This is a genomic window from Streptomyces sp. Je 1-369, assembly GCF_026810505.1.
GTDB lineage: Bacteria > Actinomycetota > Actinomycetes > Streptomycetales > Streptomycetaceae > Streptomyces.
On the sequence record NZ_CP101750.1, the window covers coordinates 3,361,900 to 3,376,487 of the forward strand.

General features: G+C 69.7%; 17 protein-coding genes and 1 riboswitch. Of the genes, 5 read left to right on the forward strand and 12 right to left on the reverse strand.

Features of this window, described 5'->3' with window-relative positions:
* Window positions 1–280: 280 nt before the first annotated feature.
* Window positions 281–1,504 (forward strand): PTS transporter subunit EIIC, encoded by a 1,224-nt coding sequence (locus NOO62_RS15310; protein ID WP_398970009.1) that lies wholly within the window; start codon window positions 281–283, stop codon window positions 1,502–1,504.
* Window positions 1,505–1,594: 90 nt separating this feature from the next.
* On the forward strand, window positions 1,595–2,530 hold the full coding sequence (locus NOO62_RS15315; protein ID WP_268771444.1) for a hypothetical protein: 936 nt from the start codon (window positions 1,595–1,597) through the stop codon (window positions 2,528–2,530).
* Window positions 2,531–2,540: 10 nt separating this feature from the next.
* Here NOO62_RS15315 and NOO62_RS15320 read toward each other — a convergent pair whose 3' ends face one another.
* Entirely contained in the window at window positions 2,541–3,293 is a 753-nt protein-coding gene (locus tag NOO62_RS15320) for an MBL fold metallo-hydrolase (RefSeq protein ID WP_268771445.1), read from the reverse strand.
* A gap of 195 nt (window positions 3,294–3,488) precedes the next feature.
* On the opposite strand from NOO62_RS15320, the gene NOO62_RS15325 reads away from it, so the two are divergent.
* Entirely contained in the window at window positions 3,489–3,962 is a 474-nt protein-coding gene (locus tag NOO62_RS15325; protein ID WP_268771446.1) for a type II toxin-antitoxin system PemK/MazF family toxin, read from the forward strand.
* Window positions 3,963–4,019: 57 nt separating this feature from the next.
* Here the strand turns inward: NOO62_RS15325 and NOO62_RS15330 are convergent, their stop codons facing one another.
* The 10 genes from NOO62_RS15330 to clpS form a co-directional block, all read right to left on the reverse strand.
* Window positions 4,020–4,973 (reverse strand): PLP-dependent cysteine synthase family protein, encoded by a 954-nt coding sequence (locus NOO62_RS15330; protein WP_268771447.1) that lies wholly within the window; start codon window positions 4,971–4,973, stop codon window positions 4,020–4,022.
* Between the two features lie 12 nt (window positions 4,974–4,985).
* Window positions 4,986–5,264 carry a MoaD/ThiS family protein gene (locus tag NOO62_RS15335; protein WP_268771448.1) on the reverse strand — a complete coding sequence of 93 codons (279 nt, stop codon included), beginning with the start codon at window positions 5,262–5,264 and terminating at the stop codon, window positions 4,986–4,988.
* A gap of 135 nt (window positions 5,265–5,399) precedes the next feature.
* Entirely contained in the window at window positions 5,400–5,507 is a 108-nt protein-coding gene (locus NOO62_RS39120; RefSeq protein WP_317850449.1) for a putative leader peptide, read from the reverse strand.
* Between the two features lie 66 nt (window positions 5,508–5,573).
* Window positions 5,574–6,368 carry an ABC transporter ATP-binding protein gene (locus tag NOO62_RS15340; protein WP_268775630.1) on the reverse strand — a complete coding sequence of 265 codons (795 nt, stop codon included), beginning with the start codon at window positions 6,366–6,368 and terminating at the stop codon, window positions 5,574–5,576.
* A gap of 56 nt (window positions 6,369–6,424) precedes the next feature.
* Window positions 6,425–7,447 carry a FecCD family ABC transporter permease gene (locus NOO62_RS15345; protein ID WP_268775631.1) on the reverse strand — a complete coding sequence of 341 codons (1,023 nt, stop codon included), beginning with the start codon at window positions 7,445–7,447 and terminating at the stop codon, window positions 6,425–6,427.
* A 5-nt stretch (window positions 7,448–7,452) separates the two neighbouring features.
* Window positions 7,453–8,424 (reverse strand): ABC transporter substrate-binding protein, encoded by a 972-nt coding sequence (locus tag NOO62_RS15350; RefSeq protein ID WP_268771449.1) that lies wholly within the window; start codon window positions 8,422–8,424, stop codon window positions 7,453–7,455.
* Between the two features lie 43 nt (window positions 8,425–8,467).
* A riboswitch (cobalamin riboswitch) is annotated at window positions 8,468–8,630 on the reverse strand.
* Window positions 8,594–9,016 carry a M67 family metallopeptidase gene (locus NOO62_RS15355; RefSeq protein ID WP_268771450.1) on the reverse strand — a complete coding sequence of 141 codons (423 nt, stop codon included), beginning with the start codon at window positions 9,014–9,016 and terminating at the stop codon, window positions 8,594–8,596. Its footprint overlaps the riboswitch before it by 37 nt.
* An 85-nt stretch (window positions 9,017–9,101) precedes the next feature.
* Window positions 9,102–10,601 carry an amino acid permease gene (locus NOO62_RS15360; RefSeq protein ID WP_268771451.1) on the reverse strand — a complete coding sequence of 500 codons (1,500 nt, stop codon included), beginning with the start codon at window positions 10,599–10,601 and terminating at the stop codon, window positions 9,102–9,104.
* A gap of 372 nt (window positions 10,602–10,973) precedes the next feature.
* Window positions 10,974–11,576 (reverse strand): DUF2017 domain-containing protein, encoded by a 603-nt coding sequence (locus NOO62_RS15365; RefSeq protein WP_268771452.1) that lies wholly within the window; start codon window positions 11,574–11,576, stop codon window positions 10,974–10,976.
* A 39-nt stretch (window positions 11,577–11,615) separates the two neighbouring features.
* The gene (gene clpS, locus NOO62_RS15370; RefSeq protein ID WP_268771453.1) at window positions 11,616–11,930 is read right to left on the reverse strand and encodes an ATP-dependent Clp protease adapter ClpS; all 315 of its coding nucleotides are present in this window, start codon (window positions 11,928–11,930) and stop codon (window positions 11,616–11,618) included.
* 91 nt (window positions 11,931–12,021) lie between these two features.
* Between clpS and NOO62_RS15375 the strand changes: the two genes are divergently transcribed.
* Together NOO62_RS15375 and NOO62_RS15380 are read left to right on the forward strand one after the other, a co-directional pair.
* Window positions 12,022–13,350, forward strand: a complete 1,329-nt coding sequence (locus NOO62_RS15375; protein WP_268771454.1) for a nicotinate phosphoribosyltransferase — start codon at window positions 12,022–12,024, stop codon at window positions 13,348–13,350.
* Between the two features lie 148 nt (window positions 13,351–13,498).
* Window positions 13,499–14,083, forward strand: coding sequence for an isochorismatase family protein (locus tag NOO62_RS15380; protein WP_268771455.1), 585 nt, complete (start codon window positions 13,499–13,501; stop codon window positions 14,081–14,083).
* A 75-nt stretch (window positions 14,084–14,158) separates the two neighbouring features.
* On the opposite strand, the gene NOO62_RS15385 is transcribed toward NOO62_RS15380, so the two are convergent.
* Complete coding sequence (locus NOO62_RS15385) at window positions 14,159–14,503, reverse strand: hypothetical protein (protein WP_268771456.1); 345 nt, start codon at window positions 14,501–14,503, stop codon at window positions 14,159–14,161.
* Between the last annotated feature and the right edge of the window lie 85 nt (window positions 14,504–14,588).

A 14,588-nucleotide genomic window follows, 5' to 3' on the forward strand; every position in this document is an offset into this window, starting at 1 on the left:
GTCAGGCCCTCGGACCTTGGATCCGGGGGTCTTTCGGCTGTCATGTCGGGATATGGCCGACCCCACAGGAATCACGGGTTCCTTACGTCACCTTCACCGTGCTACAACAGGTCTACACCACTAATTGGTGTAGACCACGCGGCCTTCTCGCCGCGTCCCCCGGAGACGCCGCCGTCCCCCACTTCCATGTCCCCAGGCGGCGCCTTGCCCACTGGAGGAAGTTGTGTCCACGACCGGCGCCGCCCCCGCGGCCGACAAGAAGAAGAAGGGCGCGGGCGTGATGGCCGTCATGCAGCGCATCGGCCGCAGCCTCATGCTGCCGGTCGCCGTGCTGCCCGCCGCGGCCCTCCTCGTCCGCTTCGGCCAGAACGACATGCTCGGCAAAGAGTCGTTCCCGACCTTCATCAACAAGCTCGCGGAGTACATGGCGGCCGGCGGTGGCGCGCTGCTCGACAACATGGCGCTGCTGTTCTGCGTCGGCATCGCGATCGGCTTCGCCAAGAAGTCGGACGGCTCGACGGCCCTCGCGGCCGTGACCGGCTACCTGGTCTTCCAGAAGGTGCTCGCCACCTTCACGGACAAGAACCTGCCGAAGGTCGCGTCCGTCGTGGACGGCAAGATCGTCATGAACGAGGCGCCGGTCAACGCCGGTGTGCTCGGCGGCGTCGTCATGGGCATCATCGTCGCCCTGCTCTACCAGAAGTTCTACCGGACCAAGCTGCCCGACTGGGCGGGCTTCTTCGGCGGCCGCCGTCTCGTCCCGATCCTGTCGGCCTTCGCGGGCCTGGTCGCGGGCATAGTCTTCGGTCTGATCTGGCCGGTCCTCGGCGCCGGCATCCACAACTTCAGTGAGTGGCTCGTCGGTTCGGGCGCCGTCGGCGCCGGTGTCTTCGGTGTCGCCAACCGCGCGCTGATCCCCGTGGGCATGCACCACCTCCTGAACTCCTTCCCCTGGTTCCAGGCGGGCTCGTACACCGACGGCGGCGTGGACTATCACGGCGACATCGCGCGCTTCCTGCACCACGACCCGACCGCGGGCCAGTTCATGACCGGCTTCTTCCCGATCATGATGTTCGCCCTGCCTGCCGCCTGCCTCGCGATCGTGCACTGCGCCCGCCCCGAGCGCCGCAAGGTCGTCGGCGGCATGATGTTCTCGCTCGCGCTCACCGCCTTCGTGACCGGTGTGACCGAGCCGATCGAGTTCACGTTCATGTTCATCGCGCCGGTCCTGTACGCGATCCACGCGGTGCTCACCGGTGTCTCCATGGCGCTGACCTGGGCGCTCGGCATGAAGGACGGCTTCGGCTTCTCGGCCGGCGCGGTCGACTTCCTGCTGAACCTCGGCATCGCGAAGAACCCGTGGGGCCTGGCCCTGGTCGGCCTCTGCTTCGCGGCGGTCTACTACGTGGTCTTCCGCTTCGCGATCACCAAGTTCAACCTGCCGACGCCGGGCCGCGAGTCCGACGAGGAGCTCGCCGAGCTCCTGAAGGCCGAGGGCAAGTAGTTCCTCGCCCGCATCCGAGTGACGTAAGCCCCTCGCCGTAGGTACCAACGGCGAGGGGCTTCGTCGTGTCCGGCGGCATACGGTCGAGGCATGAGCGACCAGCAAAGCCACCAGCAGACCCCCCGCATCCTCGACCTCGACCGCGAGCGCCTCGCCGCCCTGCGCGGCCGCGCCCTGACCTCCTCCGTCGCCGCCGCGGAGGGCCGCACGATGGTCGCCGAGGTGTTCGCCGACCGCGCCGCGCTGATCCCGATGCCGGGCATGCCGGGCGTGCACAACGCCGAGCTGGTGGCGGCCTTCGGCGCCGACATCGTCGTACTGAACCTGATCGAGCGGGCCTGGGACGGCGAGCGCCTCGACCTGCCGGGCCTCGGCACGTTCGACTCGATCGCCGACCTCGCCGCGTACATCGGCCGCCCGGTCGGCATCAATCTGGAGCCGGGCGACGTCCCGGAGATCCGGCGCGCGAAGCCCGAGTACGCCAAGCGGCTCATCGACATGGGTGCGGCGATGCTCTGTCTGACGGCGAACCCGGGCACGGGCGGGTCGTACGAGGGGCTCGCGCGGGTCACCGAGGAGCTGCGGGCCGGGCTCGGGGACGATGGGGCGCTGTGGAGCGGCAAGATGCACCACGCGGGGCATCCGGAGCGGGTCACAGTGGAGCGGCTGACGTCGCTGGTGGACGCGGGTGCCGACGGCGTCGTACTGCCGCTGCCGGGCACGTTGCCGGGTGTCACCAAGGAGCTGGCCGCGGAGGCGGTGGCGGCGGTGCAGGACGCGGGTGCGGTGGTGATGGGCGCGATCGGTACGAGTCAGGAGGGGTCGCACGCGAACGTGGTGCCGCAACTCGCCCTGACGGCGAAGGAGGTGGGCATCGACGCCCACCACTTCGGGGACTCGTTCCTGCCGGGAATGTGCGATCCGGAGGTCATGTACGACTACTCGGTGGCGATCCGCGGCCGGCGCCACACGTGGAACAGGATGGCGCTGGGCGGCCGCGGGTACCGGCGTACGGCCGAGGCCTAGGACACAGGCCCTAGATCTCGTACGTCGCGCCGGGTGCCGCGAGGGCGGTGGGGCCCTCGTAGACCGCGCGGGCGTCGGCGAGGTTGGCCTGGGGGTCCGTCCACGGCGGGATGTGGGTGAGCAGCAACCTTCCTGCACCGGCACGCCGGGCGGACTCCCCCGCCTCTCTGCCGTTCAGGTGCAGGTCGGGGATGTTCTCCTTGCCGTGCGTGAAGGCGGCCTCGCACAGGAAGAAGTCGCTTCCGGTGGCGAGTTCGTCCAGGGCGGAGCAGGGTCCGGTGTCCCCGGAGTACGTGAGGGACTTGCCGGCGTGCTCGACGCGGATGGCGTACGCCTCGACGGGGTGGCACATCTTCTCGGTGCGGACCGAGAACGGGCCGATGTCGAAGGAGGCGGGCTTGACCGTGTGGAAGTCGAATACCTCGCTCATCGAGGAGGCGGAGGGCGTGTCGGCGTACGCGGTGGTGAGGCGCTGTTCGGTGCCCTCGGGGCCGTAGACCGGGATGGGGGCGCAGCGGCCGCCCTCGTGGCGGTAGTAGCGGGCCACGAAGTACCCGCACATGTCGATGCAGTGATCGGCGTGCAGGTGGCTGAGGAAGATCGCGTCGAGGTCGTACAGACCGATGTGGCGTTGCAGCTCGCCGAGGGCGCCGTTGCCCATGTCGAGCAGCAACCGGAAGCCGTCGGCCTCGACGAGGTAGCTCGAGCAGGCCGAGTCCGCGGACGGAAACGACCCCGAGCAGCCGACGACGGTGAGCTTCATGAAGCTGGAACCTCCGCGCTGGCAGGAGTGCTGGGGAGTGTGCGGTGCGTCGAGCGTAAGGCGCAAAAGGGCCGGTCGCTCCTCCGTCGCGGGCCGTTGTGGGGGAACTCACCTGCACTGTCACCGGTTCGGGGGGCTCTTGGGGCCGGGTGGGGCGGCGGGCGGTCCGGGATGCGCGCCGGTACGGTCGTGGGTATGGACACGTCGTGGTGGCTCGCGCTGGCCGCAGTGATGGTGCTCGCGCTCGTCGTCACGGTGGTGGACGGCTGGGGGCGCGGACCGCGGAAGCGGAGTTCTCGTCCGGCGGGCAGAACGCGTCCTCCGCGGGGGCCGGGGCGGGGTCCGCGGCGGCGGCTTCCGGCGCCGCGGGCGGCGGAGATCTGGTGGGCGCGGGTGCCGTACGAGGACGGGCCCGGCGGTAAGGACCGGCCGTGTCTGGTCCTGTCGGTGCGTGGGCGGAGCGCCCGGGTCGCGAAGATCACCAGCAGGTATCACGACGAGCGTGCGGGGGTGATTCCGCTGCCGCCGGGTTCGGTGGGTGATGCGGAGGGCCGCGCGAGCTTCCTGGAGACGGACGAGCTGCGGGACGTGCCGTTGGCCGAGTTCCGGCGCAGGGCGGGGGTGGCGGATCCGGTGCTGTGGGATCAGGTGCGGCATCTGGCGGAGTGATCCGAACGCCGGAGGGGCTGACCGTGTCAGCCCCTCCGGCGTTCGGTGAGTTCGGGGCTACGCCCAGAGCTGGCCCTGCAGGGTTTCGATCGCCGCTTCCGTCGTCGTGGCCGTGTAGACGCCCGTCGACAGGTACTTCCAGCCGCCGTCGGCGACGACGAAGACGATGTCGGCGGACTCCCCCGCCTTGACCGCCTTGTTGCCGACGCCGATCGCGGCGTGCAGTGCGGCGCCCGTGGAGACGCCCGCGAAGATGCCCTCCTGCTGGAGGAGTTCGCGGGTGCGGGTCACGGCGTCGGCGGAGCCGACGGAGAAGCGGGTGGTGAGGACGGAGGCGTCGTACAGCTCGGGGACGAAGCCTTCGTCGAGGTTGCGGAGGCCGTAGACGAGGTCGTCGTAGCGCGGCTCGGCGGCGACGATCTTGATGTCGGACTTCTGTTCGCGGAGGTAGCGGCCGACGCCCATGAGGGTGCCCGTGGTGCCGAGGCCCGCCACGAAGTGGGTGATGGAGGGGAGGTCGGTGAGGATCTCCGGGCCCGTCGTGGCGTAGTGGGCGCCCGCGTTGTCGGGGTTGCCGTACTGGTAGAGCATCACCCAGTCGGGGTGCTCGGCCGACAGTTCCTTGGCCACCCGTACCGCGGTGTTGGAGCCGCCCGCTGCCGGTGAGGAGATGATCTCGGCGCCCCACATGGCGAGCAGGTCGCGCCGCTCCTGGGAGGTGTTCTCCGGCATGACGCACACGATGCGGTAGCCCTTGAGCTTGGCCGCCATGGCGAGCGAGATGCCGGTGTTGCCCGAGGTCGGCTCCAGGATCGTGCAGCCGGGCGTCAACCGGCCGTCCTTCTCGGCCTGTTCGACCATGTGGAGGGCAGGGCGGTCCTTGATGGAGCCGGTCGGGTTGCGGTCCTCCAGCTTGGCCCAGATGCGGACGTCGTCCGAGGGGCTGAGCCGCGGCAGGCGGACGAGCGGCGTGTTGCCGACCGCGGCGAGCGGGGAGTCGTAGCGAGGCATCCGGGATCGGGCCTAGACCATGCCGCCGGCGACGGCCGGCAGGATCGTGACGCTGTCGCCGTCGGCGAGCTTCGTGGAGATGCCGTCGAGGAAGCGGACGTCCTCGTCGTTGAGGTACACGTTCACGAAGCGGCGGAGCTTGCCGTCGTCGACGATGCGCTCGGCGATGCCGGCGTGCCGCGAGTCGAGGTCGGCGAAGAGCTCGGCGAGGGTGTCACCGCTGCCCTCGACGGCCTTGGCGCCGTCGGTGTAGGTGCGGAGGATGGTCGGGATGCGGACCTCGATGGCCATGCTGAGGGCTCCTGTCGGGAGTCGAGAAGTGCGTGTGGTGGGCGCGCGGCGGCACGGGGCTTGCGGTGTGGTGCGCCGGGCGTACGGAGAGGCCGCCGCGGCCCGCGGCCGTGCGTAGGACCGCGGTGGACCGGTTCAGCGGGTACAGATGGCGCTGGCGAGGCGGCACAGGTCGACGTGCAGCCGCGCCACGAGCAGCAGGGGTGCGCTCGGCGTCTCTTCGCTCACGTCATGGGGAACCATGCGGTCATCGTATCGATTCCCGGTCCGGATCCCGGAATGTGATCTCAACTGGTGGACGGAATCCGTTCAGGATGCGGGCGGCGGCAGGTAGACGACTGTCGGGGCGCCGGTCAGCGGGTGGGTGCTGACCTCGGCCGTCACGCCGTACACGGTGGCGAGGAGCTCGGCGGTGAGGACTTCTCTGGGTGTCCCGGAGGCGACGAGGCGGCCGCCGTCGAGGACGTAGAGGCGGTCGCAGTAGTACGCGGCGAGGTTGAGGTCGTGCAGGGCCAGGAGGTTGGTGGTGCCGAGGTTCCGTACGAAGGAGAGGATCTCCAGCTGGTAGCGGATGTCCAGGTGGTTGGTGGGTTCGTCGAGGACGACGAGGGTGGGCTGCTGCACCAGGGCGCGGGCGACGAAGGCGCGCTGGCGTTCGCCGCCGGAGAGGGAGGGGAAGGCGCGGTCGGCGAGGTCCTGGACGCCGACGCGGGCGAGCGCCTCGGTGACGAGTTCGTCGTCGGCGACGGTGTCCGCCTCCCAGAACCGTTTGTGCGGGGAGCGGCCCATGGCGACGACCTGCCGGACGGTGAGCTCGAACGCCGCCTGCCCGTCCTGCGGCACGGTGGCCAGGCGGCGGGCGCGGGCCTTGGGGGTCATGGTGTGCAGGTCGTCGCCGTCGAGGAGGGCGCGGCCGCCTGTGGGGCGCAGGGTGCCGTACACGCAGCGCAGCAGGGTCGTCTTGCCGCTGCCGTTGGGGCCGACGACGCCGACGGTCTCGCCGGGGTCGGCGGTGAGGTCGACGGCGTCGACGAGGAGCCGTCCTTCGACTTCGTAGGAGAGCTTTTCGGTGCGGAGCCCGCCGGTGAGCGGTGCCGTGGTCATGCCGGTGGTCGTCCTGCCGCTGCTCTTCGTGCCGGTGGTCGTCGTGCCGGTGGTCGTCATGCCGGTACTCCTTCGTTGCGCCGCCTCAGCATCCACAGGAAGAACGGGCCGCCGGTGAGCGCGGTGAGCACGCCGACGGGGATGTCCTGCGGCGCGGCGACGGTGCGCGCGGCGAGGTCGGCGGCGACCAGGAACACCGCGCCCATCAGCGCGACGACCGGGAGCAGCGCGCGGTGGGCGGCGCCGACCAGCATGCGGGCGGCGTGCGGCACCATCAGGCCGACGAAGCCGATGGCGCCGCTGTAGGCGACGAGGGCGCCGGTGAGGAGTGAGGCGAGGACGAAGACGCCGGCGCGGAAGCGGGCGGCGTCGAGGCCGAGGACGGTGGCGCCCTCCTCGCCCGCGAGGAGCAGGTCGAGGGGGCGGGCCATGGACATGAGGAGGGCCGTGCCGATGACGAGGGTGACGCAGGGCAGGGCGAGCATGTCCCAGCGGGCGGTGCCGAGGCCGCCGAGTGTCCAGTACAGGACTTCCTTGAGGTGGTCGGCGCTGTCGGCGGTGACCAGGATGAGGCTGGTCAGGGCGGTGAGGATGTACGAGACGGCGACGCCCGCGAGGATCAGTCGGCCGGTGGCGAAGCTGCCGCTGCCGCCGCGTGCGAGGGCGTAGACGAGGATCAGGGAGATCAGGGCGCCCGCGAAGGAGGCGGCCGGGATGGTGACGGTGGTCGACAGGGCGGCGCCGAGGCCGAAGACGGAGCCGAGGACGATCGCGCAGACCGCGCCGACGGAGGCGCCGGAGGAGACGCCGAGCAGGAACGGGTCGGCGAGGGGGTTGCGGACGAGGGCCTGGAGGACGGTGCCGATGACGGCGAGGCCGGCTCCGACGGTGGCTCCGAGGATGACCCGCGGGAGCCGGACGTCCAGGACGATGGTGCGGAACGGGGAGGGGCCCGCGCGTCCCGTGAGGATCTCCAGGACGTCGGCGGTCGGGATGCGGACGGAGCCGAGGGCCACCCCTGCCATGACGGCCACCGCGAGGGCCGCGCAGAGCGTGGTGATGACGGTGGCGTAGCGCATGCGCTTCACAGCTGCGCCGCCAGCTTCCTCACCGCCTCGGGTGCTCGTACTCCTGTGACCATGTCCGACAGGGGCAGCACGGCGAAGCTCTTGTTCTTGATGGCGGGGACGTCCTGGAGGGCGGGGTCGTCGAGGAGGCGCTTCTTCTTCTGGGCGACGGTCGTGGCGCCGTAGTCGAGGATGAGGATGGTCTCGGGCTTGTTCTTCACGACGGACTCCCAGGACGCGTCGCTGAAGGACTTGTCCACGTGGGCGAAGACGTTGCGGCCGCCCGCCCGCTTGATGATGTCGTTGCCGATGCCGCGGCCGCCCGCCGTGAACGCGGTCTTGTCGCCGCTGTCGTAGACGAAGACGGAGAGGGGTTTCCTGCCCTTGGTCTTCTCGGCGGTGGCGGCGAGTGCGCGCTGTGCGCCGCTGACCCACCGGTCCGCGCGGGCCCGCACCCCGAAGGTGGAGCCGACCTCGCGGACCTCGCGGTAGACGTCGTCCATGGAGACGGGCTTCTTGGCGCAGCCCTCCACGTTGAGGCGGCTCTTGATGCCGGACTTGGCGAGCGCGGAGCGGCTGCGGCCGTCGCCCGCGAGGAAGGCGCTCGCGTAGCCGCCGTAGACGAAGTCGGGGTTGGCGGCGAGCAGCTTCTCGTAGGAGGGGTACTCCTTGGCGACGACGGGCACGGAGTCGTACGCCTTCTCATACTTGGGCAGGACCTTGTCGTCGAGGTAGGCCGTGCCGGTGAGGTGGTCCTTGAGGCCGAGTTCCAGCATCACTTCGGTGGTGTGCTGGTTCATGGTGACGGCGCGCTTCGGGGGTGCGTCGTACGTCGTTCGCACACCGCAGTTGGTGACGGTGTACGGGAATCCGGCGGCCTTGGCGGCGGGCTCGGTGTCACCGCCTGCGTCCGACGAGGAGCACGCGGCGAGCGGGACGAGCAGGGCCGCGGCGGCGAGGGCGCGTATGCCGGTGTGACGGCGGGACATGGCTGAACTTCCTCCTTCAGGGGATTTCCGCGTCCCCTGCGTTGCGTGGAGAAGGGCGGCAGGTCAGTTCCTGACTCCCCCGGCCCCGGTGTCGGGGTGGGGTCACAGTGGCGGGACCGTGCCGGGTTCGCACCGGCTTCCTGGGTCCTGCCGCCCTCATGAGTAAAGCTCAGTATGCCTCGACGACCTTTACCTCTTCTTCGGTGACCTCGCCGTTCACGATCCGGTACGAGCGGAACTGGAAGGGGCCCGCGTCGTCGGTGTCCGCGGTGGAGACCAGGACGTAGTGCGCGCCGGGCTCGTTGGCGTAGGTGATGTCGGTGCGCGAGGGGTACGCCTCGGTCGCGGTGTGCGAGTGGTAGACGATCACCGGCTCCTCGTCGCGGTCGTCCATCTCGCGGTAGAGCTTGAGCAGGTCACCCGAGTCGAACTCGTAGAACGTGGGCGACCGTGCGGCGTTCAGCATCGGGATGAACCGCTCGGGGCGCCCGGTGCCCTCCGGGCCCGCGACCACGCCGCACGCCTCGTCGGGGTGGTCCTGGCGCGCGTGCGCGACGATCTGGTCGTGGAGGGCCTGGGTGATGGTCAGCATGGCAGCCAGGATAAGCAGAGGGGCCCGCGCGTACCGAAGTGTGGTACGGGCGGGCCCGAATGCTGGACGGGGGCCTTGGGGAGCCTCAGTCCTTGGAGAGGGAGTCGTCCGAGGAGGACTCGCCGGAGACGCCGACCTTCCGCTTGTTGAAGGCCGCGGCCTGCGGGTTGCGGCTCTTGAGCACCAGGTACGACACGGTCAGGATCGCGGCCCAGACCGGAGCGGCGTACAGGGAGATACGCGCGTCCTTGTCGATGCCCATCATCACGATGACCATGCCGATGAAGAGCAGGGCGAACCAGCTGGTGTACGGGGCTCCCGGGGCGCGGAAGGTGGACTGCGGCAGCTCGCCGCGGTCGGCCTTGCGACGGTAGCGGATCTGGCAGGCCAGGATCATGATCCAGGCCCACATGCCGGAGATGGTGGCGAAGGAGACGACGTAGTTGAACGCCTCGCCCGGCCACTGGTAGTTGATCCAGACGCCGACCAGCATGAACGCGGCGGAGGCCGTGGTGCCGATCAGCGGCAGGCCGTTCTTCGTGAGCTTGGTGAAGAACTTGGGGCCCTGGCCGTTCATCGCCAGGTCGCGCAGCATGCGGCCGGTGGAGTACATGCCGGAGTTGCAGGAGGAGAGCGCGGCGGTGAGGACCACGAAGTTCACGATGGCGGCGCCGACGCCGAGGCCCATCTCCTCGAAGGCGGCGACGAACGGTGAGACGCCGGGCTTGAAGGAGGTCCACGGGACGACCGACAGGATCATGATGAGGGCGCCGACGTAGAAGACGGCGATGCGCCACGGCACGGTGTTGATGGCCTTGGGCAGGACGGTCTTCGGGTCCTTGGACTCGCCCGCGGTGACGCCGACGAGCTCGACGGCGAGGAAGGCGAACATCACGATCTGCAGGGTCATCAGCGTGGAGCCGATGCCGTTGGGGAAGAAACCGCCCTGGTTCCACAGGTGGGCCACGGTGGCGGTGTCACCGGCGTCGGAGAAGCCGATGGTGAGGATGCCGACGCAGATCAGGATCATGCCGATGATGGCGGTGACCTTGACCATCGAGAACCAGAACTCGAGCTCGCCGAAGAGCTTCACGGAGATGAGGTTCGCGCCGTACAGGATGACGGTGAAGACCAGCGCGTAGGCCCATTGCGGGAATGAGTCGTGGGTCCAGTACTGCATGTACTGGGCGGCCGCGGTGACTTCGGTGATGCCGGTGACGACCCAGAAGAGCCAGTACGTCCAGCCGGTCACGAATCCGAAGAACGGGCCCATGAACTCGCGTGCGTACTCCGAGAAGGAGCCGGACACGGGCCGGTACATGAGGAGCTCGCCGAGCGCCCGCATGATGAAGAAGATGACGAGGCCCGCGATGGCGTACGCCAGGATGAGGCTCGGTCCGGCCTTGTGGATGGCCTTGCCCGCGCCGAGGAACAGGCCGGTGCCGATGGCACCGCCGATCGCGATCATCTGGATCTGTCGGGCTCCGAGCCCGCGCTGGTATCCCTCGCCCTCGCCGGACGAGCCGTGCACGACCCCATTGCCGTCGTGCCCGTCGTGGTGCTCTTCGACCTGCACTGAGGTCATGGTGACGCCTTTCTCCATGCTGATCCGCGCCCGCACATCTGCGTTGTGGCTGCGGATCAGGTCCTGATCCCCCCGGATATGGATGGAGTGCTACCGGCGGTCTGCCGGCTGAAGCGCCCTCGGTGACATGGGTGGCGTCACCGAGCGGTCGTGAAGATTTATCACGGTGGCAACAGTGAGGGAATGAGCCACCTGTGGCGCACACCACAGGAAGAAGCGGACAAAGCACCCTTGACAGAGCAAAGCAGGGCAATGACTTGACGGGATCGTTATCCGGATTTGAGGCTCCGCTGAGCGAACCACGCTCCGGGCGGGCAGAACCTGTCCACTACAACAAATTTTGCTGCATTCTGCATGAACTTCTGCCCGGAATCAGTCCAGCAACGTCCCGACCAGCGTCTCCTGCAGTCCGCCGAGCCAGAGGTAGGCCATCACCATCGGCTTGCGGGGGTCGGAGTCCGGCAGGCGGTAGAGGAGATCGGCGTCGTCCTCGTCGCTCACTTCGAGGCGCGTGCCGATCGCGAGCCGGAGGTCGTTGAGGGCCGCCAGCCACCGCTGGGACTCCTCGACCGACAGTTTCAGGACAGCTCCGCCCTCGCCCGACGCCGTCATCGAGTCGAGCGAACGGATGACGACCAGGGCGTCGTCACGCTTCTTGGCCCGCAGGTCGTTCTCCGTGAAGCGCCGGAATTCCGCCGAATACGCCCGCAGTTCGTCCGCGTCGCTCGCGCCGTTCTCGCTCCCCGGACCGCCGTACGCGTCGGGCAGCAGACGCTGCATCACCGGATCGGCGGGCGGCTCGCTCGGCCCCTCGGCGAAGATCTCCGCGAGCGGGTCGTCGGAGACCTCGCCGCCGGGACCCGGCCCGATCAGCTCCAGGAGCTGCACGGCGAGGGAGCGGATGATCGAGATCTCGACCTCGTCGAGCGCGACGGCGGCGCCGCCGCCGGGGATCGCTTCGAATTGTCCTGGCATCAGATGCGTCGCTACTTCCGGTCCGCTGCTTCCGGCCCGCTACTTGCGGTCCTGCTGAAGGGTGGCCCACAGCCCGTATCCGTGCATGGCCTGTACGTCGCGCTCCATCTCCTCGCGGCTGCCGCTGGAGACGACCGCGCGCCCCTTCTCGTGGACGTCCATCATCAGCTTCGTGGCCTTCTCCTTCGAGTACCCGAAGTAGGACTGGAACACATACGTCACGTAACTCATCAAATTGACCGGGTCGTTGTGCACGAGGGTGATCCAGGGGACGTCCGGCTCGGGGACGACGAGCGCCTCTTCGTCCGAATCCGGGCGGGTGATCTCTGCGGGAGCCGTACTCACACGCCCCATGCTGCCACCCCGAGAGGACCCTCGCACAAACGGCCTCCCGCGCGTCCACCGAAATCGTCAGAGTGACGAGATTGGGGGTAGCATCCTTCACATGAACACAGCGGACCTTGGCCTGCCGGTGGATGTTCCGTCGACAGCGCTCTTCACGGACCAGTACGAGCTGACGATGCTGCAGGCCGCGCTGCGGGCCGGCACCGGCGACCGGCGCTCCGTCTTCGAGGTCTTCACCCGCAGACTCCCCGAGGGACGGCGCTACGGAGTGGTGGCCGGTACCGGCCGGGTCCTGGACGCCGTGGAGAACTTCCGCTTCGACGCCGACGTCCTCGGCTTCCTGCGCGAGCGGAACATCGTCGACGAGGCGACCCTCGAATGGCTCTCCGGCTACCGCTTCAGCGGCGACATCTGGGGCTACCCCGAGGGCGAGGTCTACTTCCCCGGCTCGCCGATCCTGCGCGTCGAGGGGTCCTTCGCGGAGTGCGTGCTCCTGGAGACGGTGATCCTCTCCATCCTCAACCACGACTCGGCCATCGCGGCCGCCGCATCCCGCATGTCCTCGGCCGCGGGCGACCGCCCGCTGATCGAGATGGGCGCCCGCCGCACCCACGAGCTCGCGGCCGTCGCCGCGTCCCGCGCCGCGTACGTCGGCGGCTTCGCCACCACGTCGGACCTGGCGGCGGGCTTCCGCTACGGCATCCCCACCGTCGGCACCAGCGCCCACGCCTTCACCCTGCTGCACGACAACGAACGCGACGCCTTCCAGGCCCAGGTCGACTCCCTCGGCCGCGGCACGACACTGCTCGTCGACACGTACGACGTCACCGAGGCCGTCCGGATGGCCGTCGAGGTCGCCGGGCCCGAGCTCGGCGCGGTGCGCATCGACTCCGGCGACCTGCTGCTCGTCGCCCACCGGGTCCGCCAACAGCTGGACGAGCTCGGCGCGACGGACACGAAGATCGTCGTGACCTCCGACCTCGACGAGTACGCCATCGCCTCGCTCGCGGCGGCGCCCGTGGACGCGTACGGCGTGGGCACACAGCTCGTCACGGGCTCCGGGCACCCCACCGCGTCCATGGTCTACAAGCTGGTGGCCCGCGCCCACTCGGCGGACCCGGAGGCCCCCCTGGAGCCGGTGGCGAAGAAGTCGCTCGGCGCGAAGTCGTCCGTGGGCGGTCGCAAGTGGGCCGCGCGCCGTACCGACCAGTACGGGGTGGCCGAGGCGGAGGTCGTCGGCACGGGCGCCGTGCCCACCGAGCTCGCCGACCGGCAGCTCCTGGTCGAGCTGGTCAAGGGCGGCGAGGTCCTCTCCCGCGAGCCGCTCGACGCGGTCCGCGACCGCCACGCGGCGGCGCGTGCGGGGCTGCCGCTGTCGGCGACGCAGCTCTCGCGGGGCGAAGCGGTCATTCCGACGGAATACGTCTGACATCCGTCCGAGGTCGCGGGGAGGAGCGGCCCGGCCCCGGCGGGGCCCCCTCCCACAACGTGGTTGAAGTCTCTACTCTCGGTTCATCCGGCCGAGTCCCCCGCCGAGCCCTCTCCCCATCCCCGCCCTCACCCGAAGGACACCCGCCATGCGCCGCGCACTGATCGTCGTAGACGTGCAGAACGACTTCTGCGAAGGCGGCAGCCTCGCGGTCGCCGGCGGCGCGGACGTGGCCGCCGCGATCACGGAACTGATCGGCCAGGCCCCCGCGGGGTACCGCCACGTGGTGGCGACCCGCGACCACCACATCGATCCGGGAGCGCACTTCTCGGACCGCCCGGACTACGTCGACTCCTGGCCGCCGCACTGCGTGGCGGGCACGGAGGGCATCGGCTTCCACCCGAACTTCGCCCCCGCGGTGGCCTCCGGCGCGATCGACGCGGTCTTCGACAAGGGAGCGTACTCGGCGGCGTACAGCGGTTTCGAGGGCTTCGACGAGAACGGGCTCTCGCTGGCGGAGTGGCTGCGCGAGCGGGAGATCACCGAGGTCGACGTGGTGGGCATCGCCACGGATCACTGCGTGCGGGCGACGGCGGTCGACGCGGCGCGGGAGGGCTTCAGGACGACGGTCCTGCTCGACCTGACGGCCGGGGTCTCGGCCGCGCGCACGGAGACGGCGATGACCGAGCTCCGCGCGGCGGGAGTCACCCTGACGGGCAAGCCCGTCGTGTGACAGAGACGAAGCCTCCCGAGGGGCGCGGGGAACCGCGCGACCGGCCACGAAGGGCCCGCGGACGCGCGGGAGCCGTCAGAACGGCACCCCGGACCCGCTGGCATGGGGAGCGCCGCGGCCCTGTCGGCGCAGGGCTCTGATCGGGTGCCAGAGCTCCCGGACATCGTCCGGCGTCGTACGCCATATGAGGCCGTCCGGATGGTGCAGGACCGCCGTCACCTCGTCCGGCGTCGGCGGCTCCGCGTTGCCCCGCAGGTAGACCGCCCGCAGCCCCAGATTGCGCAGCCGCGTCAGCGCCCTCGCACGGTTCACGGCGTGCACGATCATCCTGACCGTACCGCCCGTCGGCGACGGGTTCGGCAGGGTCAGCGCCACCACCACGCTGCCGTTCGGCAGCTTGCAGAAACCTCCTGCGGACATGCTGGGTCACACCCCCGTGAGACGTTGCACGAGGCCCCTGGCCGGACCCCGCGTCAATAAGAAATCCACAGACGCACCTAAACAC

What these genes read in the sequence shown, in the direction of transcription:
- NOO62_RS15310 (WP_398970009.1), top strand. Translation starts at nt 281, where the DNA reads ATGGCCGTCATGCAGCGCATCGGCCGCAGCCTCATGCTGCCGGTCGCC.
- NOO62_RS15315 (WP_268771444.1), top strand. Translation starts at nt 1,595, where the DNA reads ATGAGCGACCAGCAAAGCCACCAGCAGACCCCCCGCATCCTCGACCTC.
- NOO62_RS15320 (WP_268771445.1), bottom strand. Translation starts at nt 3,293, where the DNA reads ATGAAGCTCACCGTCGTCGGCTGCTCGGGGTCGTTTCCGTCCGCGGAC.
- NOO62_RS15325 (WP_268771446.1), top strand. Translation starts at nt 3,489, where the DNA reads ATGGACACGTCGTGGTGGCTCGCGCTGGCCGCAGTGATGGTGCTCGCG.
- NOO62_RS15330 (WP_268771447.1), bottom strand. Translation starts at nt 4,973, where the DNA reads ATGCCTCGCTACGACTCCCCGCTCGCCGCGGTCGGCAACACGCCGCTC.
- NOO62_RS15335 (WP_268771448.1), bottom strand. Translation starts at nt 5,264, where the DNA reads ATGGCCATCGAGGTCCGCATCCCGACCATCCTCCGCACCTACACCGAC.
- NOO62_RS39120 (WP_317850449.1), bottom strand. Translation starts at nt 5,507, where the DNA reads ATGGTTCCCCATGACGTGAGCGAAGAGACGCCGAGCGCACCCCTGCTG.
- NOO62_RS15340 (WP_268775630.1), bottom strand. Translation starts at nt 6,368, where the DNA reads ATGACCACGGCACCGCTCACCGGCGGGCTCCGCACCGAAAAGCTCTCC.
- NOO62_RS15345 (WP_268775631.1), bottom strand. Translation starts at nt 7,447, where the DNA reads ATGCGCTACGCCACCGTCATCACCACGCTCTGCGCGGCCCTCGCGGTG.
- NOO62_RS15350 (WP_268771449.1), bottom strand. Translation starts at nt 8,424, where the DNA reads ATGTCCCGCCGTCACACCGGCATACGCGCCCTCGCCGCCGCGGCCCTG.
- NOO62_RS15355 (WP_268771450.1), bottom strand. Translation starts at nt 9,016, where the DNA reads ATGCTGACCATCACCCAGGCCCTCCACGACCAGATCGTCGCGCACGCG.
- NOO62_RS15360 (WP_268771451.1), bottom strand. Translation starts at nt 10,601, where the DNA reads ATGACCTCAGTGCAGGTCGAAGAGCACCACGACGGGCACGACGGCAAT.
- NOO62_RS15365 (WP_268771452.1), bottom strand. Translation starts at nt 11,576, where the DNA reads ATGCCAGGACAATTCGAAGCGATCCCCGGCGGCGGCGCCGCCGTCGCG.
- clpS (WP_268771453.1), bottom strand. Translation starts at nt 11,930, where the DNA reads ATGGGGCGTGTGAGTACGGCTCCCGCAGAGATCACCCGCCCGGATTCG.
- NOO62_RS15375 (WP_268771454.1), top strand. Translation starts at nt 12,022, where the DNA reads ATGAACACAGCGGACCTTGGCCTGCCGGTGGATGTTCCGTCGACAGCG.
- NOO62_RS15380 (WP_268771455.1), top strand. Translation starts at nt 13,499, where the DNA reads ATGCGCCGCGCACTGATCGTCGTAGACGTGCAGAACGACTTCTGCGAA.
- NOO62_RS15385 (WP_268771456.1), bottom strand. Translation starts at nt 14,503, where the DNA reads ATGTCCGCAGGAGGTTTCTGCAAGCTGCCGAACGGCAGCGTGGTGGTG.